The 19,899-nt window shown below is 38.5% G+C and carries 19 protein-coding genes and 1 pseudogene; 12 read left to right on the top strand and 8 right to left on the bottom strand.

Annotation, left to right across the window (positions count from 1 at the left end):
- The first annotated feature begins 231 nt into the window (after window positions 1-231).
- The 5 genes from ACOWPH_RS00220 (at window position 232) to ACOWPH_RS00240 (ending at window position 4,483) form a co-directional block, all read left to right on the top strand.
- The gene (locus tag ACOWPH_RS00220; protein ID WP_015213434.1) at window positions 232-1,692 is read left to right on the top strand and encodes an APC family permease; all 1,461 of its coding nucleotides are present in this window, start codon (window positions 232-234) and stop codon (window positions 1,690-1,692) included.
- A gap of 52 nt (window positions 1,693-1,744) precedes the next feature.
- Window positions 1,745-2,431: a cadmium resistance transporter gene (locus tag ACOWPH_RS00225; RefSeq protein ID WP_015213435.1), complete on the top strand. Its 687-nt coding sequence runs from the start codon at window positions 1,745-1,747 to the stop codon at window positions 2,429-2,431.
- 80 nt (window positions 2,432-2,511) lie between these two features.
- The gene (locus tag ACOWPH_RS00230; RefSeq protein ID WP_015213436.1) at window positions 2,512-3,348 is read left to right on the top strand and encodes a sulfite exporter TauE/SafE family protein; all 837 of its coding nucleotides are present in this window, start codon (window positions 2,512-2,514) and stop codon (window positions 3,346-3,348) included.
- A 2-nt stretch (window positions 3,349-3,350) separates the two neighbouring features.
- Window positions 3,351-3,908: a DUF1634 domain-containing protein gene (locus tag ACOWPH_RS00235; protein WP_015213437.1), complete on the top strand. Its 558-nt coding sequence runs from the start codon at window positions 3,351-3,353 to the stop codon at window positions 3,906-3,908.
- Between the two features lie 128 nt (window positions 3,909-4,036).
- Window positions 4,037-4,483 carry a hypothetical protein gene (locus ACOWPH_RS00240; protein WP_015213438.1) on the top strand — a complete coding sequence of 149 codons (447 nt, stop codon included), beginning with the start codon at window positions 4,037-4,039 and terminating at the stop codon, window positions 4,481-4,483.
- A gap of 365 nt (window positions 4,484-4,848) precedes the next feature.
- On the opposite strand, the gene ACOWPH_RS00245 is transcribed toward ACOWPH_RS00240, so the two are convergent.
- The 8 genes and pseudogenes from ACOWPH_RS00245 to ACOWPH_RS00280 form a co-directional block, all read right to left on the bottom strand.
- Window positions 4,849-5,658 carry a prohibitin family protein gene (locus tag ACOWPH_RS00245; RefSeq protein WP_015213439.1) on the bottom strand — a complete coding sequence of 270 codons (810 nt, stop codon included), beginning with the start codon at window positions 5,656-5,658 and terminating at the stop codon, window positions 4,849-4,851.
- Window positions 5,659-5,743: 85 nt separating this feature from the next.
- A pseudogene (locus ACOWPH_RS00250) lies at window positions 5,744-6,712 on the bottom strand (D-2-hydroxyacid dehydrogenase).
- Between the two features lie 26 nt (window positions 6,713-6,738).
- Window positions 6,739-7,062, bottom strand: coding sequence for a 4Fe-4S binding protein (locus ACOWPH_RS00255; RefSeq protein ID WP_015213440.1), 324 nt, complete (start codon window positions 7,060-7,062; stop codon window positions 6,739-6,741).
- Between the two features lie 151 nt (window positions 7,063-7,213).
- Complete coding sequence (locus ACOWPH_RS00260; protein WP_015213441.1) at window positions 7,214-8,839, bottom strand: FAD-dependent oxidoreductase; 1,626 nt, start codon at window positions 8,837-8,839, stop codon at window positions 7,214-7,216.
- Window positions 8,840-8,990: 151 nt separating this feature from the next.
- Window positions 8,991-9,791 carry an SDR family oxidoreductase gene (locus ACOWPH_RS00265; RefSeq protein ID WP_015213442.1) on the bottom strand — a complete coding sequence of 267 codons (801 nt, stop codon included), beginning with the start codon at window positions 9,789-9,791 and terminating at the stop codon, window positions 8,991-8,993.
- Window positions 9,792-9,829: 38 nt separating this feature from the next.
- On the bottom strand, window positions 9,830-10,483 hold the full coding sequence (locus tag ACOWPH_RS00270) for a class I SAM-dependent methyltransferase family protein (RefSeq protein ID WP_015213443.1): 654 nt from the start codon (window positions 10,481-10,483) through the stop codon (window positions 9,830-9,832).
- Window positions 10,484-10,666: 183 nt separating this feature from the next.
- Complete coding sequence (locus tag ACOWPH_RS00275) at window positions 10,667-11,638, bottom strand: threo-3-hydroxy-L-aspartate ammonia-lyase (RefSeq protein WP_015213444.1); 972 nt, start codon at window positions 11,636-11,638, stop codon at window positions 10,667-10,669.
- Between the two features lie 292 nt (window positions 11,639-11,930).
- Complete coding sequence (locus tag ACOWPH_RS00280; protein WP_015213445.1) at window positions 11,931-12,971, bottom strand: NADP(H)-dependent aldo-keto reductase; 1,041 nt, start codon at window positions 12,969-12,971, stop codon at window positions 11,931-11,933.
- 458 nt (window positions 12,972-13,429) lie between these two features.
- On the opposite strand from ACOWPH_RS00280, the gene ACOWPH_RS00285 reads away from it, so the two are divergent.
- The 7 genes from ACOWPH_RS00285 to ACOWPH_RS00315 all read left to right on the top strand — a co-directional run bounded on the left by ACOWPH_RS00285 (window position 13,430) and on the right by ACOWPH_RS00315 (window position 19,783).
- Window positions 13,430-15,145 carry an iron uptake porin gene (locus ACOWPH_RS00285; protein ID WP_015213446.1) on the top strand — a complete coding sequence of 572 codons (1,716 nt, stop codon included), beginning with the start codon at window positions 13,430-13,432 and terminating at the stop codon, window positions 15,143-15,145.
- 98 nt (window positions 15,146-15,243) lie between these two features.
- Window positions 15,244-16,065 (top strand): NADPH-dependent oxidoreductase, encoded by an 822-nt coding sequence (locus ACOWPH_RS00290; protein WP_015213447.1) that lies wholly within the window; start codon window positions 15,244-15,246, stop codon window positions 16,063-16,065.
- Between the two features lie 471 nt (window positions 16,066-16,536).
- The gene (locus tag ACOWPH_RS00295; RefSeq protein WP_422665655.1) at window positions 16,537-16,677 is read left to right on the top strand and encodes a hypothetical protein; all 141 of its coding nucleotides are present in this window, start codon (window positions 16,537-16,539) and stop codon (window positions 16,675-16,677) included.
- On the top strand, window positions 16,670-17,479 hold the full coding sequence (locus ACOWPH_RS00300; RefSeq protein ID WP_015213448.1) for an ATP-binding cassette domain-containing protein: 810 nt from the start codon (window positions 16,670-16,672) through the stop codon (window positions 17,477-17,479). The genes ACOWPH_RS00295 and ACOWPH_RS00300 overlap by 8 nt, the downstream gene beginning before the upstream one ends.
- A complete protein-coding gene (locus ACOWPH_RS00305) occupies window positions 17,480-17,695 on the top strand; it encodes a hypothetical protein (RefSeq protein WP_042464686.1) in 216 nt (71 codons plus the stop codon). It abuts the gene before it with no gap.
- Between the two features lie 74 nt (window positions 17,696-17,769).
- Window positions 17,770-18,882, top strand: a complete 1,113-nt coding sequence (locus ACOWPH_RS00310; protein WP_015213449.1) for an aliphatic sulfonate ABC transporter substrate-binding protein — start codon at window positions 17,770-17,772, stop codon at window positions 18,880-18,882.
- Between the two features lie 37 nt (window positions 18,883-18,919).
- Complete coding sequence (locus ACOWPH_RS00315) at window positions 18,920-19,783, top strand: TauD/TfdA dioxygenase family protein (protein ID WP_015213450.1); 864 nt, start codon at window positions 18,920-18,922, stop codon at window positions 19,781-19,783.
- Window positions 19,784-19,899 lie beyond the last annotated feature (116 nt).

Consider the following 19,899-nt stretch of genomic DNA (forward strand, 5'->3'; position numbering starts at 1 on the left):
GAGAATTTTGCACATAAATTACAAATAATTGAACTGACAAGCCTATTAATGCATCACTAAAATTATCCGTAGCTTAGTAGAGAGGCAGAATTTATGGCTGTCTAATAGGCTTGACAGCATCCACATAAAAGGAAGATTTTACATTTCCATTAACCATAGTTATTTATTCAGACAAACATCAAAATCTCCCCATCATCTATCTATGTATGCGTCATTTCAAATTAGAGAAACATGAAAGTGAGTAAAGAAATATCTTCCCATCAAAGTATTCATGGATTACGGTCAAATTGCCTTTCTTTTTCCGAAGTATTAGCGCAGTCATTTGCTGTAATTGCACCTACAACTATTCCAGCATCTAATATTGGCTTGATTGTGGCACTTTCAGGAAATGGTACTTGGCTAAGTTTTGTAATTGGGTTGATTGGGTTATTATTAGTCAGTCTTAACATTAACCAATTTGCTAGTCGTTCTGCATCTCCTGGTTCTCTATATTCCTACATCACCCAAGGTTTAGGACCGACAGCAGGTGTAATTTGCGGTTGGAGTTTAGTGCTGGCTTATTTATTTACGGGAATGTCAGTTCTGTGCGGCTTTGCTAATTTTAGTGGAATGTTGATTGGTCATTTGGGTATTCATCCTTCTAGCATTACACTTTTAGCTATTGGTGCAGGAATTTCCTGGTATGCAGCTTATAAAGATATCCAACTTTCGGCTGTAGCTATGCTTTGGCTAGAAGGTGCTTCCTTAGTTTTAATAGCAATCTTGTGCATTATCATTTGGGCGCACAAAGGTTTTGCTGTGGATATGTCCCAAATCACCCTTTCTGGTGTGACTCCTGGTAGTGTAGCCACAGGGCTGGTATTGGTAATGTTTGGTTTTTCCGGCTTTGAAAGTGCTACTAGCTTAGGTGATGAAGCCAAAAAGCCATTACGCACCATACCCAGGGCTGTGATGGGTAGTGTCATCCTTGCAGGATTATTTTTCGTTTCCACAACCTATATAGAAATTCTTGGTTTTCAAGGTACTGGAATCTCTATTACTGACACCGAAGAACCTTTGGGTTTCCTTTCCCGACAAGCAGGAGTGGGTTTTTTAGGAGAATTAGTGGCTTTAGGGGCGTTGTTTAGTTTCTTCGCTTGTATTCTTGGCAGTATTAATCCTGCGGCTAGAGTAGCGTTTTTAATGGCTCGTCATGGTTTGTTTCACGCCTCTTTAGGTAACGCCCACGCAGCTAATAGAACACCTCATGTTGCAGTAACAATGTGTTCACTATTGACATTTTTTATCCCGGCGATGATGTCCTTCTTTAATATCAAACTATTTGAGTGTATGGGCTATTTAGGGGCTATTTGCAGTTATGGATTTTTAACTGTCTATATTCTAATTTCCGTAGCGGCTCCAGTTTATTTATACAAAATCAGAAAACTCCAACCGATAGATGTGGTGTTTGCAGTTTTAGCTGTGGCGTTTATGATGATTCCTGTTTTAGGGAGTGTAGGGATTCCTGGTAGTAATCTGTTTCCAGTACCGGAAGCTCCTTATAATACCTTTCCTTATTTGTTCTTGTTGTATCTTTTTGCTACTTGTAGTTGGTTTTTTATCAAAAAACAGCGTTCTCCTCTTTTAGTAGCAGGAATACGTCAAAGAGTTGATGATATTCATGCCCGGTTCGCGGAGAGAAATAACTATTAAGGGGTGGTAATTGGTAATTGGAAAAAATCAAACTATAAAATCTAAAATCGCTATGAGTATAGTAACTGCAATTAGTACCGGAGCAATGGCTTTTAGTGCCACGAACATTGATGATTTAGTCATTTTGACCTTATTTTTCTCTCAGGTAAATGCTAAATTTCGCCGTTGGCACATTATTATTGGTCAGTATCTAGGTTTCACCGCCTTGATTTTGGCTAGTTTGCCTGGTTTTTTTGGCGGTTTAATCTTACCCCGTCCTTGGATTGGCTTATTTGGTTTAGTCCCAATCATAATTGGGATCAAGACTTTAATGAATCAAGAAGGGGATGAATCAGAGGATGTGGAGACAGATACAGAAGTCTCAGAGCGATTGCCTCCGGCACTAAACTCTGTGCGATTCCTACGGAGCGCTTCGCTATCGCACTTAGCGCAGTTTTTCAATTTGCAAACTTATAGTGTGGCAGCTGTGACATTTGCCAATGGAACAGATAATATTAGTATTTATGTACCGATATTCGCCAGCAGTAATTGGGAAAGTCTACTAATAATTTTGGGTGTTTTCTTTCTCCTGGTGGGAGTTTTGTGTTACATAGCACATAAATTAACTCACAACCAAGCTATTGCTAATATCTTCACTAAATATGGTAATCGTTTCATGCCCTTTGTCTTAATAGGATTAGGTGCTTTTATTTTCATCGACAGTAATAGTTTTAGCCTCCTCAATCTTATTCATAAATAAACTCTTTGCTTATGTTTACATACTGCTGACCAAAACTATCTAGGCATCATAAATATAGATTAAAAAAAGAGGAACTCAAATTGAGCATACTAGCATTTTCTTTACTAGTTTGGCTGGGATCATTTAGCGCCGGCTTAGTCGGATCATTAACTGGGTTAGGTGGTGGAGTCGTCATAGTTCCATTATTAACTTCCGTTTTTGGTGTTGATATTCGCTACGCCGTTGGTGCATCATTAGTATCAGTCATTGCCACATCCTTAGGTTCAGCCTCTACATATATTAAAAAAGGCTACGCTAATCTGCGTTTGGGAATGTTTTTAGAAGTAGCCACCACCACAGGCGCTCTCATTGGTGCTTTAATTGCCACTCATGTAACTGTAAAAATACTTTCATTGATTTTGGCAATTGTCCTAATTTATTCAGCATATCTATCTCAACGACCTAGACCAGAACAAACAGAAATTGTTTCACCAGATCCCTTAGCAGAATATCTCCAGCTTAATGGTACTTACCCCACTTCTGATGGTGTAATTCCTTACCAAGTTCATGCTTTACCTGCTGGGTTTAGTATTATGTTAGTAGCAGGAGTGCTTTCTGGGCTGTTGGGGATTGGTTCAGGAGCATTCAAAGTATTGGCGATGGATCAAGCCATGCGTCTACCTTTTAAGGTTTCTACTACCACCAGTAATTTCATGATTGGCGTAACAGCCGCCGCTTCAGCAGGTGTTTATTTAACAAAGGGATACATAGATCCAGGTTTATCTATGCCAGTCATGTTGGGAGTGTTACCAGGTGCTTTTTTGGGAGCCAGAATCTTAATTGGTGCTAAAACCCAGATTCTCAGAATTATTTTCAGTTTTGTATTGGTAGTAATGGCTTTAAAAATGGTCTATAACAGTCTAATAGGAGGGCTGTAATTATGTATAAATTAAATTCTGGTTTTCGGTGGACTTGCACAACACAGATAGAAACAAAAGTGGGAACTTTCGCTTTTGAATTAGAGGAGCGAGATTCTGATATTCAAGAGTTAGAAGAACAGCGTTTCAATCATGCAGCACAAATAAGTCATCATGATGAAAATGTGAGTAATCAAAAACTCACAAAATCAACAAGTGAAAAACAATTAGAATATTTACTCAGTAACCTCCTTAAGTATGGAGTTTTAATCGCTAGTTCTGTAGTATTATTCGGGGGAATATTGTACTTAATTCATCATGGCTCTGAACCTGCTGAATATCAAGTATTTTTAGGCACACCATCAGAGTTTCGCTCCCCAACAGGTGTAGTAAATGCGGTTTTGGCAGGTAGCAGACGAGGGATTATTCAATTAGGACTGTTACTACTCATTGCTATCCCTATTTTACGTGTGTTTATTTCTTTCTTCACTTTTCTTTTACAGCGAAATTTTATCTATGTCATCATTACATCATTAGTCCTTGTTAGTCTGACTTATAGCCTAATTGGAGCATATTACTAAGTTGAAAAACTTTAGCTCTCAACTTGGATGAGGTTTATTATGACAATCGCTATACTATTGCTAAAAGCTGGACATTTTCTCGCTTTCCAAGTTAAACTACATTAAGTCGATAGAATTAGTGTGTTTTTATGAGTATCCTCCAAACAGAAAGCCCAGAAGTCAGTGTCAGTTGTGAAAATGCAACAATTCCTCCAGCGCATTCCAGTATCAATATTTGGAAGAAACTAAGAGGTGGATTCTTGCTAGTACTGGGATACTTGCTTTCTCCCCTATGTTGGTGGAATGATTTATTATTCAATTTACCAATTGCTTACTTTTTTGGGTATTTATGTAGTTTATTATCACCCAAATTACTTTTTCCCTGTACTATTCTTGGCTACTGGCTATCAAATATTATAGGCATTCTGTTGATGCAATTTGGTTCAGTAGATATGTTTCAACAAGAAGACAAAGAACGTAATCTGAAAAAAGACTTATTTCACAGTCTAATTTCTTCAACTGTATATACATTAGTGATTGTACTCTTAATTCAATTGAAAATTATTGATACTCCTGTTTTATTTGCCAATGGGTAATTTAGTAATCATGCAAAATAAATTACATAATTGGGCATGGGGATAGAGAACGGGCAACAGTGAAAGAATACAGCGATTTCATGTGTATTCAAAAATGTTTAAATAATTTTGTTTAAGTATGGCTTGCTGAATAAACCAAAAACCTAGATATATCAACAGTTTCAGGCTGAAAAAAGTAGGAGAAGGTGCAAGAAATAAGCGATGAAATCATCAAAAACCGTTCATTTACCCAGATTTGAGAATATTCTGATCTCCTTCTAATTCTTCCTCCTGACTCCTGACTCCTGACTCCTAGCCCTCACAGATAACTTTTTCAGCAAGCCCTAAGTAGTTGCTAAAATTTGTTCTCTATGATCTCATCAAATTTAATTTTCACCGGCTGTAATTAACTCCTGAATATTTCCAAGCTTCAGATTATCTTTACCTATAATTAATGGCAGCCTCCCATTCCATTTTTCTATAGCTTGCCTTTGTAGTAATTGGGGTGTCAAAATGTTTCTGAGTAAACTTTGAGCTTCTGCTTCACCTTTAGCTAAATTAACTTTGACTTCTGCTTCTTTTACTGCTTTTAAAGCAATAAATTCAGCCCGCTTTGCTTCCTGAGCCGCAATTTGTTTTGATTCTACGGCTTCTCTAAATTTTTCAGAAAAGCGAATATGAACTAAAAATATATCATCAAAAGCTATGTTGTAGCTCCCTAGTTTGGTGGTTAATGCCTGATCTAATTGTATCTTAACATTGGCACGTTTTGTAATTACTTCTTCAGCCGTATATTGGGCGATAACTGATTTTAATACCTCTTCAATTGCTGGATTAATAATGCTTTCAATAATATTATTCGTATCACCAATTTGTTGAAAAATAGTGTTGGCTTTATCTGGAAGAATATGCCAATTAAGAGCTACATCAATAAAAACATTCTGTAAATCTTTAGAAGCAGCCTCAGCCGATATTTCCTGCTTTTGAATTCTAATACTGATTCTTTTAACTGTATTAACGACAGGGATAATTAAATGGATTCCTTCTCCTAATATTTGTTCTTGGACGTGACCAAATTGCATTAATACACCGCGTTCACCAGCATTAACTATTACAAAAGGTGTGAGTAAGAGGGTGAGTAAACATAGTAAAGCAGTCAGTTTACCAGCATTGTTAAAAGTATTATGTTTTTTCATCCCTATGGCATGATCTAATCTCTGAGCTAGGCTTTTTTATCACTTTTTTCTAAAAATCCTCCTAAACATCGAATTAATTGGCTGATTAATAACCTGCATTTTTATCTACTATATTACGTAAAGGTAGCCCTTGACGATAGCGGGTTAGATTATCAAGAAACAGGGCAAGCGATGCCTACGGCGGGCTACGCCAACGCTCTTTAGCCCTGGGAGAATGACCAGAACAGTGAGGTGTGATAAAAAGGTTAGGTAATAACCATAAAGGACTCTCTGCTGGTAATGGTTCTGTAAATACTGTATCTAAAGCTGCCCCAGCAATCCATCCTTCCTGTAAAGCCTGGGTAAGTGCTGATTCATCAACAATTGCTCCTCGTGCAATATTAATCAAATAGGCATCGGGGCGAAATAAACGCAGGGTTTCCACATCAATCATTCCCTTTGTTTCTGGCGTTAAAGGTGTAGCAATAACAATAAAATTGGCTTCTGGAAGTAATTCTTTCCACTCATTAGCACCTACCACGCAGTCAAAATTTGGTAATGGTTTTGGGTGACGAGAACTACCAAAAATACGCATTCCAAAAGCCTTAGCACGAACAGCAATTTCTTGACCAATTCCACCTGCACCGATAATTAATAAAGTTTTATCTAGTAGTTCTTGAAATTGCCAGCCTCTTTGCCAATTATGTTCAGCTTGTAGCTTATATAATGTTGGTAATTGCTTACTGTAAGAAAGTAAATAAGCAATTACAAATTCGGCAATGGGAATAGCATGAACCCCTGTACCATTGGTTAAAATTAAATCTCTTTCTAAATATTTTGGTGTCAAAATATGATTTACACCTGCATTTGGGGCATGATGCCAACGTAATGAAGGTGCAGCATCTAATACTCGATGTAAAGTTGTAGGTTTGAGATAAAACCAACTATAGTAAACTTCAGCATCTGTGGCATCACCATCTAAATTGCCATCACCATCTACACGGACTACAATAGTAGTCTCAGGTAAATGAGGTTCAATTTCGCTAGTAATTTCTATTGGTAAAATGAGTTTCATGGCTAGTAAATCCCTAAGAGTTTATTTCATTTTTTTAACAATTGATATGTTGAATCTTGTTTAGCTGTAGTTGTGAGAGATTTTCCCCAGCCAATATTTTTCCGATAGCTGCCTAAAAGTTTAGCTTCTTCTAATGATTGTTCGTTTATCCCTGCTAAAGGTTCTACATCCGGTGCAACATACAGCGCATCTACTGGACAGTACAATTCACACATAAAACAGGTTTGACAGTCGCTTTGTCTGGCAATTGTTGGTGGTGCATCTGGTACTTTGTCAAAAACATTTGTCGGGCAAACTTTGACACAGATATTACATTCAATACACCGCGATTCACTAACTAATTCAATCATAATAAAAAACCACAATTAATATTAAAGGTTGGGTAGAATGAAGTGAAAAAAATCAACGAAAGTTTTGATAATGTTGGGTTTCCTTGCGTCAAACGCCATTCGCCACAAGCCGGGAAACCCGTCCAAGGCGATGGCTCCCCAACCTAACAATTTACACAGTTACAAGTTCTTTCGTTTTTATTTCCTGAATAGGTGTAGTTTTCACCCAAACTTGATCCAAACCACCACTAATTAAATGATGTTGTTGGTTAGCATCCTGTTGTGGATAATCTAAATGTTTGTGCATTCCGCGAGTTTCCCTGCGTTCCAAGGCGCTGCTGTACATCCATCTGGCTGTTGCTACCATTGCAGCTGCTTCTCTGGTGCGAACAATATTGCTATCATCTGCAACCTCGCTGTTGCGAATTTTATGCCAAAGGAAATGTAATCTTTGCAATGATTCGGTCAAACCTTGTTGATTACGGAAATAATTGCGATCATAAGGGAAAACTTCCGCTTGAGTAGCTTTAATTATTTCTTCACTGTTAGTTTGACGCTGACTACCAGATATAAATCCTGCTCCACCTACAGCTTGAACTGGTCTTTGGTTGGCTTGCACACCTAAATCATGGGAGTATGTAGCCGCAGATTGTCCTGCCCAGTACCCTGAAGATAGCGCCCAAGCTGCATTATGACTACCACCACCGGTAAAGCCACCACAAATTAATTGTCTTGTTGCGGCATCACCAGCGGCATAAAGTCCACGTACAGAAGTTGTACAAGTATAATCAGTAATTCTAATGCCACCTGTACCACGAACAGTTCCTTCTAAACGCAGAGTCACAGGAAAACGTTGAGTAAAGGGATCAATACCTGCACGATCAAAAGGTAGGAAGAAATTAGGTTGAGATAACCGCATTGTTACCCGCATTTCTTCTGAGGCTTTGTCTATAATTGCGTAAACAGGCTGAGTTAGCAAAGTTTCGGCAATGACAGAACGCCCTTTTTGCGAACCAGCACCAGGGATAGGTGTCCCATCTTCGTAGGTGAATGTCGCCCAATTATAGAATAAGGTTTTGGTGACAGAAGAAAAAGCAGGTGCGATGCCATAGGCGTTGGAAAACTCCATTCCTGACATATCTGCACCCGCTTCGGCTGCCATCAGGTATCCATCCCCTGTTAGCACATTGCAACCCAAGGCTTTACTCAAGAAAGCACAGCCTCCGGTGGCAATGATTACTGCACCTGCACGCACAATCCACTTTTCACCAGTCTGACGGTTAACTCCTGTCGCCCCAGCAACGGCACCTTCTGCATCTACCAATAGCTGCAAAGCTGGACTATGGTCTAAAATTTTTACTCCTGCCCGTTTTACTTGCGATCGCATCAACCGCATATATTCGGGGCCTTGCAGACTGCGCCGATACGGTTTACCTTCTTCATCTGTAGGGAAAGGATAACCCCAATCAGCTAGTTGGTTGACGTTCGCATAAGTTTGATCTAGCACGCGTTGCATCCAATTACGGCTAGATAAAAATCCTCCCAAAGCTTCCCTAGAAGCCATTGCGGCTTCTCTACTGTCGGGTTCTGGTGGGACATACCACACACCGTTACCCGAAGCGGCTGCACAGCCACTCGTCCCACAATAGCCTTTATCTACCAAAACCACTTTTGCACCAGCATTAGCAGCACTCCAAGCTGACCAAGTTCCAGCCGGTCCACCACCAATTACTAATACATCAGCTAATAAGGTTTGATCAACATCGCTATCCTGGGAAAATAATTGTTTCTGAGTCATAGAAATTCCTCTTTTTTGTAACCTTAATTTATTGAAAAATCGTAGCAACCCAACAAAATCCTGAAGATGTTGGGTTTCCTTACGTCAAACGCCACTCGTTTCCAGCTGGGAAACCTGTCCACAAGGGTGGCTTCCCAACCTACCAACTAACTTAAACTCCTGGTGTAGTTCCACCATCAACTTGAATTTCTGCACCAGTGATAGAAGCAGCTAAATCAGAAACTAAAAATAATGCTAAAGCTGCAATTTCTTCAGGTTTGACGATTTTTCCTAAAGGAATTGATTTCACTGCTTGGGCTTTATATTCATCCACAGTAATACCCAAACTTTGAGCATTTTGGATTGCTAAAGTTTTGCCTCTTTCTGTGTCTGTTAAACCTGGAGAAATGGCATTAATTCTAATATTATCTAGGGCTAATTCTTTAGAAATGCCCCTTGTAAAGTTGAGTAATGCCGCATTGGATGTTCCTCCTGGTAGGAAGTTGGGGCGGGGTGTACGTCCAGCACCACCAATAATGTTAACAATACGTCCATCACTCTGTTTTTTTAGATGGGGGACAACGGCTCTAACTAATCGAATGTAACCCAAAAGTTTTAAATTCCAAGCATCTAAAAATGCTTCATCACTTAATTCTAAAAAAGATCCTGCACGGGCTGAACCAGCATTATTAATCAAGATGTCAACTTTACTAAATTGTTCAATTGTTGTAGAGACAACTTTCTCAACATCTTCTGCTTTTGTTAAGTCGGCACTAATGGCAATAATTTTAGTTCCAGTTGTGGGTAAAGATTGAATATCAAATACTGCTTGTTCTAATCTTTCTTGATTGCGGGCTGCAATGACTACATTCACATCTTCACTATACAAAGCTTTAGCTGTAGCTAACCCAATTCCGGCACTACCACCTGTAACAATAGCTGTTTTACCTGATATATTTAGTTCTAAACTCATAATTACACCCGATAAATTTACCCAAGAGATTCAGAAATTTATTTCTCGCAATCTCCGTTAGAAAATACAAATAGTTGTTCTTCTTTGGGTGTAGGTAAATTTTCACCTAAATAACGATGAATCCCTACTCCCATATCTCCTGTGGCTGTGAGTTTAAAGTTAACTTCCTCAAATCCAAAATCACGGAAGTATTTACGCACGGTTTCTGAATAAGCAATACCGTTAGAATTTCCACGAGTCCAGAGAACAAACGCACCTTTTTTACTTAAAAAACTCAAATTTCCTAATAACCGATTGAGTTCATTTTCATCAGATAAATTGCCAAAAATACCACAAACAATCACAATATCTGCTGGTACTGCTCCTATATAGTTATCTGAAGCAGTTGCATCACCATTGATAAACTCAATTTGTTTTGTTAAACCCAATGATTCTATAGTTGCACGTCCACGTTCGACTAACTGGGGATTGATTTCGACTAATCTCGCAGATACATCTTTCGCACGAGGATGATTTGCTAATGTTCCTAATAAATCTCTGCCATCCCCAGCACAAGCACTAACTACACGAATAGTACCAGTTGGAGAGTTATCCAAACTATAGGAAATATATTCCCGCACGATTTCTAGCCGTTGCTGCAATTTTGGTTCGCTATTGTAAAGATCGTGCCATTCTAACCAATCTTTTGGCATAAAAGAAGATTCCCGATTGCTAAAAATTCAGATTTTCAACAGTGCATTTGATCACTCTGGCGCTAAACTACGGCAAGTCTATCAAGAAACTGTAGATTAAATATAAACATAGACTACCATATCAATTCACATAAAATCAAGTAATTAGATAATTAGCTATCTAGGTAGTAATACAAAAGATGATTAAGTTGCTTCTAATAATTGACTAACTTGCGCTAAGTCTACGTTTCCACCACTGATAATTACGCCGATTCTTGCTGCTGGTGCTTTAACTACACCTTCTAATAATGCTGCTGCGGCTATGACTCCAGTGGGTTCAACAACGATTTTTAACCGTTCCCAAATAAAGAACATGGTGCGAATGATGGCTGCTTCCGATACTGTCACCATATCATCTACGTATTGCAAGACTAGGGGAAAGGTGATTTTACCTAAACTGGGAGTCCGTACACCATCAGCAATGGTCTGGGGATTGTGGACAGTTTGCAGGGTTTTAGTGTAAAAGGAACGAGTAGCATCATCAGCCAATTCTGGTTCTACACCAATTATTTTACAATTAGGTAAAAGTGCTTTTGTAGTAACTGCACAACCAGAAATTAATCCACCACCACCGCAACATACTAATAAGTAGTCTAGTTGTCCCACTTCTTGAATTAGTTCTAATGCAGTTGTACCTTGTCCAGCAATGACATGAGGATGATCATAGGGTGGAATTAAAGTTAATTGGCGTTCTGCTGCGAGATTTTTGGTTAATTCTTCCCGGTTAGTTGTTTCACGGTTGTACAAAATGACTTCCGCACCATAACCGCGAGTTGCAGTTTGTTTGACTATTGGTGCATCATCAGGCATCACTACAATGGTGGGAATATTAAGTAATTTACCTGCAAGTGCGATCGCTTGACCATGATTTCCTGAAGAATAGGTAATCACCCCTTTTATTTTCTGCTCTACTGATAATTGCACTAAGGCATTATAAGCACCACGAAACTTAAATGCTCCCGTCCGTTGAAAGTTTTCGCATTTAAAAAATACTTGGCTTTGAGTCAGTTCATTGACAGTACTAGAGGTAATTACTGGTGTTTGATGAGCAATACCCAAAAGCCGTCTTTGTGCTGCTTCTATATCAGTAATAGTAACAGAATTAGATAATAACATTGTTTTTTCTAAAGCGAATACAATTCGCGTCTACACAAACTAAGGGACTTCCAAATAAAAAACACTCAACTACCTAACGCAAAAATCTCTCAAATCCTTATTCCTCTGTGTCCTCTGCGCTACGCGCACGCTTTGCGTTAGCGGAGCTTTCGCTTTAGCGATACGTTAATCCGGATAATTTATTTCTTGGAAGTCCCTAAGTCCACGTAGGTGGACTTTGTTTGTGTAGTAGCGTTCGCCCTTGGCGTGCCGTAGGCTCTATTATATTCGCCCAAAACTTTTCAAACATCCTCTAAGGTGCTGGATTAGGATAACGAGTATGAATTGCATCTATATCTGCGAAAATCTCTTTATCCAAAACCACATTGACACTATCTATATTTTCCTGTAATTGTGCCAAAGTTGTAGCCCCAATAATTGTACTTTTAACAAACCAGCGACTTTTGACAAATGCGATCGCTAATTGAGCAGGTGAGAGATTATACTTTTTAGCAAGCTCCACATAAGCCTTAACCGCTTCCTGCACATTGGGTTTTAAATACCGTTGTCCAAAACCTGGGAATAAAGTTATTCTCGTATTTTCTAATTGTTGGTTTTCGATATACTTCCCAGTCAAAAACCCAAAGCCCAGAGGACTGTAAGCCAATAAACCCACATCTGTATAACGAAAAACTTCAGCTAAACCTGATTCAAAGTTACGATTGAGTAAATTGTAAGCATTTTGAGTAGTTACAACTTTAGGTAATCCCAGATCATTAGCAATGCGAACAAACTCACTTACCCCCCAAGGAGTTTCATTACTCAAACCCAAATAACGAATCTTCCCAGCTTTAATCACATCAGCAAAAACTGCTAACTGTTCAGCAATAGGTACGGTTTCCCTTTCCAATTCGGGATTATAGGCTGTTTGACCAAAAGTAGGGACATAACGATCAGGCCAATGGATTTGATACAAATCTATATAGTCAGTTTGTAATCTCTGCAAACTATCATCTACTGCCTGTGTAATATTATCACGGTCAACTTTATTATTTCCGCCTCTCAACCAGGAAAAAGGACGACCAGGACCTGCAATTTTAGTAGCAACTATCAGTTGATCTCGTTGCTGTTTTTTCAACCATTCACCAATATAAGCCTCAGTTTTTCCTTGGGTTTCACCACGAGGAGGTACAGGGTACATCTCCGCAGCATCTAGGAAATTTATCCCTTGGGTAATCGCATAGTCGAGTTGTTGATGTGCATCCTCAATAGTATTTTGATGCCCATAGGTCATAGTTCCCAAGCAAATTTCTGAAACCTTGAGGTCGCTTTCTCCCAGTTGGTTGTATTTCATAAGATTTGGATAATTCTCCTTAATTACTTTTTGCTACAAAATCTAAAAATATGACTATTATATGCAACCCTATTAAATCTACTGATTTACCGGAGTTAATAGCTAAAAACGTATATTATCATACAAAACTGAGATAAACAACCCTTTGTAGCAATTAATTTAAAATTATAAAAAATGTATCCACTAATACTACTATTTGAGTTTTTTTATGAAATATTGCTACTTATCAATCATTAACTACTGTGAATCGATCAAATTATCGTAGATTGCTTTAATGCATGAGGTAATTGTCTAGCTACTATAGGCTTTTATATCATTATGAATACAAAACTAATCTAGATAGACCTAATGACAGGAAATCTCTATCTGAGAAATTCTCTTCTTTTCCCTATATTAAGTGCGAAATCCTCTGTGATTTGGTGCTGAATTAAATTTTGTGTGTGTGTAAGGTTATCAAAATGAAAAAAACTGCTTGGAATTTATTGCTTACTTTGCCAATGTCTGTATTCCTGTTAGTTTTAGCAGCTAGTACAAAAACTCTTGCCAGTGAACTAGGAGGAAAAAATCAAACAGCAGGTAAAGAGGCTTTATCACCCGTCAGCATCAATATTCCTAAATCTGACAACGGTACTCAAATAATTGCTCAAAAAGAACCTTCCTCTTCAATTGATGAATCACAACTTACATCCGTATCCCAACTTTCAGATGTACAACCAAGTGACTGGGCATTTCAAGCTTTGCAATTTTTAGTAGAACGTTATGGTTGTATTGCTGGGTATCCAAATGGCACATTTAAAGGTAATCGTGCCTTAAGTCGCTACGAATTTGCCGCAGGATTAAACGCTTGTTTAGATCAAGTCAACAAACTTATCGCATCATCTACATCTGATCTGGCTGTAAAAACAGATTTGGAAACCATACAGCGTCTAACTGAAGAATTTAACACCGAACTTGCTCAATTACGTGGGAGATTAGATAGTTTAGAAGCACGTACAGCAGAAGTAGAAGCCAATCAGTTCTCGACAACAACCACACTGAGTGGTCAGGTTCAGTTCGTACTTGGAGGGGTTTTAGCGGGCAATAACGTGATCACCAAGCAACCCGCACCCCGTACCATTACATTTCAAGACCAGGCTCGTTTAGTATTAAACACCAGTTTTACTGGTAAAGATCAACTACGGTTAACACTCTCAGGCGGAAATATTGAGTCTTTAGGGACTACTAGAAGAGGAATTTTTGGAACCTTTGACGGAAGAACCGCCGATAATCGCAGCCCTCGTTTTGAACCCAATCAGATTATTCTTGGTGGTGTCCGTTATCGGTTTCCAATTGGGAAAAAGACACAATTTAACATTTTTGCTCAGTCAGATGGAGCCAATGAAATCGGTTTAAGTGGTCCTACTAACCCATTTGAAGGTTCTGCTTCTAATGGAATATCACGATTTTCCCGGCGAAATATGGTCTATAATTATGGAGATACAGGTCCGGGAATTGCCATACTCCATAACCTGAGTGACCAGTGGCAATTAGGGGCATCATACAGTGCGCCTAATGGTGATAATCCTCTACCTAATAATGGCTTATTTACAGGCAGATATGTGGCTTTCGGGCAAGTAACATACTTTAGCCCCAAGAAAAATTTTCGCCTTGGTTTAAGTTACGCTAATACCTACAGTCCACCGGGTGCAACTGGTCAAAGTGGAACTAATTTTGGGCCAGCCGCTGGTAGTAACTTGGCAAACAGTACCGTAGCTGGAGCCGGAACTGTGGGAAACCTTTATGGCATTGGGGCATTATATAAAGTTAATCCAAGGTTAGCAGTCAATGGTTTTGTGGGCTATTCAGCCCATCGTTATTTGGGACATGGAGATGGTCAAGTCTGGAACTGGGGAACAGGACTAACATTTCCCGATTTAGGAAAAAAAGGTAGCTTAGGGGCTATTTTTGTGGGTCGGGCACCTACACTGACTCGTTTGAGTTCAAATGTAGATTTAGGAGCAGGTAAGGGTCAAGCAGATAAAGATACTTCACTGCACATTGAGGGATGGTATCAATATAAACTCACTGACAATATTGAAGTTACTCCTGGATTTATTTGGGTAACAGCACCAGATTCCGATGCCAGCAACCCTGCTAGTTTAGTAGGTTGGCTGCGTACTACCTTCAGGTTTTAATGCTTCTGAATTAAAATTTACAGGATTTAAAGATTTACAGAATTTCTTCTTCAAAGTTCTTTAATCCTGTTAATCATTTACAGCAAGAATTACGAATTATGACCAACCCAACTGAATTACTCAATGATCGGTATGGTAACGACAAATTTAATCCAAATATTCCTTGGAGTGACACATTAGAAACTCTGTTATCCCATCGTTCAATTCGTGCCTATTTACCTGATGTTTTACCCCTAGGAACTTTAGAAGTTTTAATCGCTGCTGCTCAATCTGCTTCTAGTTCCTCTAATCTCCAAACTTGGAGTGTAGTAGCAGTTGAAGATGCAAATCGTAAAGAAGAATTATCAAAGCTGGCTAATAATCAAGTTCATATTCGCCAAAGTCCTCTATTTTTAGTGTGGTTAGCAGATTTGGCAAGACTGACATATACTGCCGAAAGTGCTGGAATACCCCATGAGGGTTTAGATTATTTAGAAATGTTTTTGATGGCGGCTATAGATGCATCTTTAGCAGCCCAAAATGCAGTGGTAGCGGCAGAATCTCTTGGTTTAGGAACAGTTTATATCGGTGCATTACGAAACAAACCAGAAGAAGTGGCACAATTACTAAATTTGCCTTCTCATGTAGTTGCAGTGTTTGGGTTATGTGTTGGTTATGCCGATCCAATTGTGAATGTAGCTGTTAAACCACGTTTGCCTCAGTCGGTAGTGCTACATAGGGAAACTTATCAACTTGCAAAACAAAATGAAGGAATTTCTCTTTACAATCAAATTATGAGAGATTTTTATGTTTCGCAGAAAATGAATATTCCTGGTGATTGGTCAGAACATTCTAGCAAAAGAGTAGCATTTGCTGAGTCTTTATCAGGTCGGGATAGGTTACGGGAGGCTTTGAATAATCTGGGTTTTGAACTACGTTAAATACAGTAGAATTCAGGCTTTGCTGTCAGCTTTATTTAGCTACAATATTCTGTAACTTTTAAAGAGAGATTATTTAATTGATGTGAGCAATTAATTAGTTAATTGTCAAAATTTTGAATGCTGTAAATCCCCATAGACAAGTGGGGATTTTTTTGTACATTTATTCTAAAAAATACTTGCATTTTTTATCTAATTATGCCAGACTAATATAAAGCTACGGTATTCCTACCGATTTAATGTAGATTGTATCTAAGACAGAGTTAAACAACAAGCGTATTGGTATCAATGTCAGGACTTACGCAACTGGCACATTGGTATGGTGCGTCAGATGTCAATAATCTGTTTATTTGCAAGATTTATGCAGTCTGACGTGGTTGGTGAGCTTGCCGAACCACATCCTACAACAGATTTTTAGTGTGACACGCAGCTTTAGTCCTAAATGTCACATACTTGATTTACTGAAGCTTTTGTTTGAGAAACATTGAAGCAGATAAACAGTATCTAAATTTCGGTTGGAAAGAATGTTATGCGATCGCAGCCTCTGTTTCGTTGATAGATTTGCTGAGGCTGACCAATAAAAAATCTAAAATGAGAGGTTTTGAATATGACTAATGAAGTGAAAGGAATGCAATTAAATCTTAAAGGGCTGAAAAAATCTTTTGGAAACAAAACTGTTTTAGAAGGAATTGATTTGGAGATTCAGCCAGGAGAATTTGTGGCCATTGTGGGACGAAGTGGCTGTGGTAAAAGTACAATGTTGCGTTTAGTTGCTGGGTTAGATGCTCCTAGTGACGGGGATATTTTGTTAAATGGTAAATATAATGAGCAGCGCATTAATCCAACTATCCGCATGATGTTTCAAGATGCACGACTTTTACCTTGGCAACGAGTGTTAACAAATGTAGAGTTAGGTTTATTAGGTTCTAACTCCAAAGTTTATGCCAAGCAAACCGCTGTACAAATGCTGCGTGCAGTGGGCTTAGAAGACCGCGCCCTCGAATGGCCTTCTGTCCTTTCCGGTGGACAACAGCAACGGGTAGCTTTAGCTAGGGCGTTGGCAACTAAACCTTCTTTATTACTACTAGATGAACCCTTGGGGGCGTTGGATGCCCTAACCAGAATTGAAATGCAGCAATTATTAGAACGTTTGTGGCAAGAACAAGGATTTACAGCACTGTTAATTACCCATGATGTTGAAGAAGCGGTTGTACTAGCAGACCGAGTAATTTTGCTTGAAAATGGTCAAATTAGTATGAATCTGAAAATTGACCTGCCACGTCCACGGGCTAGAGGAGATGCAAAGTTTGCAAAAACCGTGGAGAGAATCTTAGATAGAGTAATGGGTAAGCAAAAATCCCCACAAAAAGAATTGATAGCCGAATCTCCTTATTTGCTGAGTTCAATGTCTGCATAAATGCCGAAAAGCGATTCAAATTCCTGGTCATGTGCGGTGTGCGATCGCTGTATTCCCAAAATTGCCCATACTTTTAATAGAAAAGCTCATCCTTTTGGCGATCGAGTTAAAGCTTTTTTAGGTTCTGATTTTGGTCATTGGGATCTGCCAGATATTACTGCCGTTGTTACTAATTCCTACACTTTTGTAGTAAAACTTACGCAAGTGTCACACTAAACATCTATTTTATGGTGCTTGAAAATTAATTCAATTTTGAATTGAAGCCAAGTTAACAAGAGGTAAATAAATTTATGGAAGATTGGCAAAATAAGTTTGAATCATGGAAAGTCCGACGTATAAACCGTCGTAACACACTATTTTTTCTTGGACACAGCTTAGTCTTATCTATTCTGCTATTTAGTTGCAGTAACTCACCAAATAACACTCAAAAACAAGCAAATTCTTCTACAGATAACACAGCTACTACAACTGCTGCTAGTGATAGTAATACTAAAAAAGTAGTCCGAATTGTCCGCTCAAAACAACTGACAGCCCTAGCAGTTTTAGAACAAAAAGGTACTCTTACAAAACGATTAGAATCGCTAGGTTACAAAGTCGAATGGCCTGAATTTGCTGCCGGACCCCAACAGCTAGAAGCTTTAAATGCAGGTGGACTTGATATTGCTTCTACCGCAGAATCACCCCCCGTGTTTTCTCAGGCTGCTGGATCACCTCTTGTATACTTAGCTGCCAACTCTTCAGATGGTCAAGCAATTTCACTTTTAGTTCCTGTTAATTCCCCAGTTAAAAACTTCCAAGATTTAAAAGGTAAAAAAATTGCTTTTCAAAAAGCATCAATAGGTCATTACCTGACAGTGAGAGCAGTAGAAAAAGCAGGGATGAAACTGGGTGATGTAGAGTCAGTGTTTCTAGCACCTCCCGATGCAAATGTAGCATTTAGTCAAAAGAAAGTAGATGCTTGGTTTATCTGGGAGCCATTTGTGACTAGAAATGTACAAAATAAAGCTGGTCGCGTGCTAATAGATGGTAGCGGTGGATTACGAGATACTAACAACTTTTACACTACAAATCGCAAATTCTATCAAGAGAATCCTGAAGTCATTAAGGTATTTCTGGAGGAACTACAAAATTCTCAAGTCTGGGCAAAAAATCATCCTAAAGAAATTGCTCAATTGCTCACGTCGGCAACGCAGCTTGATGTACCAACATTAGAAAAAATGCATAGTAAATACGATTTTGCTTTAGTACCCATTAATGAAGAAGTAATCAATAAACAACAAGAAGTTGCCGATAAATGGTTAAGTTTAGGATTAATACCCAAAAGGGTAAATGTCAGAGATGGTTTTTTAACTCCTGAACAATATGCAGAAATTACGCCCAAAGAAGTGCTTGCTCAAAAATAGCCATTATTTTTGGTGAACTTGAAATTAATTTTTAATTATGCCAACACTCACTTTAACTAACTTTCAAATTACTCCCATTAATGCACCATTGGGAGCAGTTGTCACTGGATTGGATGCTGAAAAATCTCTTGCACCTGAAGCAATTTTACAGATTAAACAAGCATTACGTGATTATCATATTCTCATCTTCAAAAATCAAACTTTCAATAATGAGCAATTTTTAAACTTCGCGTTTAACTTTGGCTCATTATTTGTACCACCAGATGATGTTCCAGTTCTAGCTTCTCAGCCAGGAGTCACACCAGTAATTATTCCTGTTTCTAATGTTGATGGTGGCTACACTGGTACAGGTGAATTAGCTTTTCATTCTGATCACAAATGGACACCCTATCCTTCCAGTGGTTCTCTACTCTATGCTTTAGAAGTTCCATCTGAAGGTGGAGATACCTCTTGGTTAAATCTGAATTTAGCTTATGAAACTTTGGATGATTTCACAAAGAAAAAAATTGCAGATTTGCGGTTGATTACTTATAACCCATTTTTAAATAAACCAGGAGAACCCCGCAGAAAATATCGTGAGGATAAAAATATTCCTCTAATTAGTCCTATATTCCCCCACCCATTAGTCAGAACACATCCTGAAAGTGGCAAAAAGATTTTATATTTAGATTACGCCACAGAAGTTGAAGTTGTTGGTTTAGAACCTCAAGAAGGTAAAGAATTAATTGAACAATTGAGAGAACATCTTTACCAACCTCAGTTTTATTATCAACATAAATGGTCTGTTGGTGATATTGTCTACTGGGATAATCAATCTACTTTGCATTACCGTCAAGCTTTTAATCCTAATCAACGTCGGGTGATGAAACGGATTAGTTTAGCAGGTAGTCGCCCATTTTAGGTTCTGTGTTTTAGCTATAGGACTTACTCAATAACCAATTCAAAATCCAAAATTGTGTGACCGAAAATTTCAGATTTTGAATTTTAGATTTTAGATTAGGAATTTTCGGTACAAGC

The organism is Anabaena sp. PCC 7938 (assembly GCF_049315035.1).
In the GTDB taxonomy this organism is placed as follows: Bacteria; Cyanobacteriota; Cyanobacteriia; order Cyanobacteriales; family Nostocaceae; genus Anabaena; species Anabaena cylindrica.

Bases quoted from the DNA above. Each gene is read 5' to 3' on its own strand.
- ACOWPH_RS00220 (WP_015213434.1), top strand. From the start codon at position 232: ATGAAAGTGAGTAAAGAAATATCTTCCCATCAAAGTATTCATGGATTA.
- ACOWPH_RS00225 (WP_015213435.1), top strand. From the start codon at position 1,745: ATGAGTATAGTAACTGCAATTAGTACCGGAGCAATGGCTTTTAGTGCC.
- ACOWPH_RS00235 (WP_015213437.1), top strand. From the start codon at position 3,351: ATGTATAAATTAAATTCTGGTTTTCGGTGGACTTGCACAACACAGATA.
- ACOWPH_RS00240 (WP_015213438.1), top strand. From the start codon at position 4,037: ATGAGTATCCTCCAAACAGAAAGCCCAGAAGTCAGTGTCAGTTGTGAA.
- ACOWPH_RS00245 (WP_015213439.1), bottom strand. From the start codon at position 5,658: ATGAAAAAACATAATACTTTTAACAATGCTGGTAAACTGACTGCTTTA.
- ACOWPH_RS00255 (WP_015213440.1), bottom strand. From the start codon at position 7,062: ATGATTGAATTAGTTAGTGAATCGCGGTGTATTGAATGTAATATCTGT.
- ACOWPH_RS00260 (WP_015213441.1), bottom strand. From the start codon at position 8,839: ATGACTCAGAAACAATTATTTTCCCAGGATAGCGATGTTGATCAAACC.
- ACOWPH_RS00265 (WP_015213442.1), bottom strand. From the start codon at position 9,791: ATGAGTTTAGAACTAAATATATCAGGTAAAACAGCTATTGTTACAGGT.
- ACOWPH_RS00270 (WP_015213443.1), bottom strand. From the start codon at position 10,483: ATGCCAAAAGATTGGTTAGAATGGCACGATCTTTACAATAGCGAACCA.
- ACOWPH_RS00275 (WP_015213444.1), bottom strand. From the start codon at position 11,638: ATGTTATTATCTAATTCTGTTACTATTACTGATATAGAAGCAGCACAA.
- ACOWPH_RS00280 (WP_015213445.1), bottom strand. From the start codon at position 12,971: ATGAAATACAACCAACTGGGAGAAAGCGACCTCAAGGTTTCAGAAATT.
- ACOWPH_RS00285 (WP_015213446.1), top strand. From the start codon at position 13,430: ATGAAAAAAACTGCTTGGAATTTATTGCTTACTTTGCCAATGTCTGTA.
- ACOWPH_RS00290 (WP_015213447.1), top strand. From the start codon at position 15,244: ATGACCAACCCAACTGAATTACTCAATGATCGGTATGGTAACGACAAA.
- ACOWPH_RS00300 (WP_015213448.1), top strand. From the start codon at position 16,670: ATGACTAATGAAGTGAAAGGAATGCAATTAAATCTTAAAGGGCTGAAA.
- ACOWPH_RS00305 (WP_042464686.1), top strand. From the start codon at position 17,480: ATGCCGAAAAGCGATTCAAATTCCTGGTCATGTGCGGTGTGCGATCGC.
- ACOWPH_RS00310 (WP_015213449.1), top strand. From the start codon at position 17,770: ATGGAAGATTGGCAAAATAAGTTTGAATCATGGAAAGTCCGACGTATA.
- ACOWPH_RS00315 (WP_015213450.1), top strand. From the start codon at position 18,920: ATGCCAACACTCACTTTAACTAACTTTCAAATTACTCCCATTAATGCA.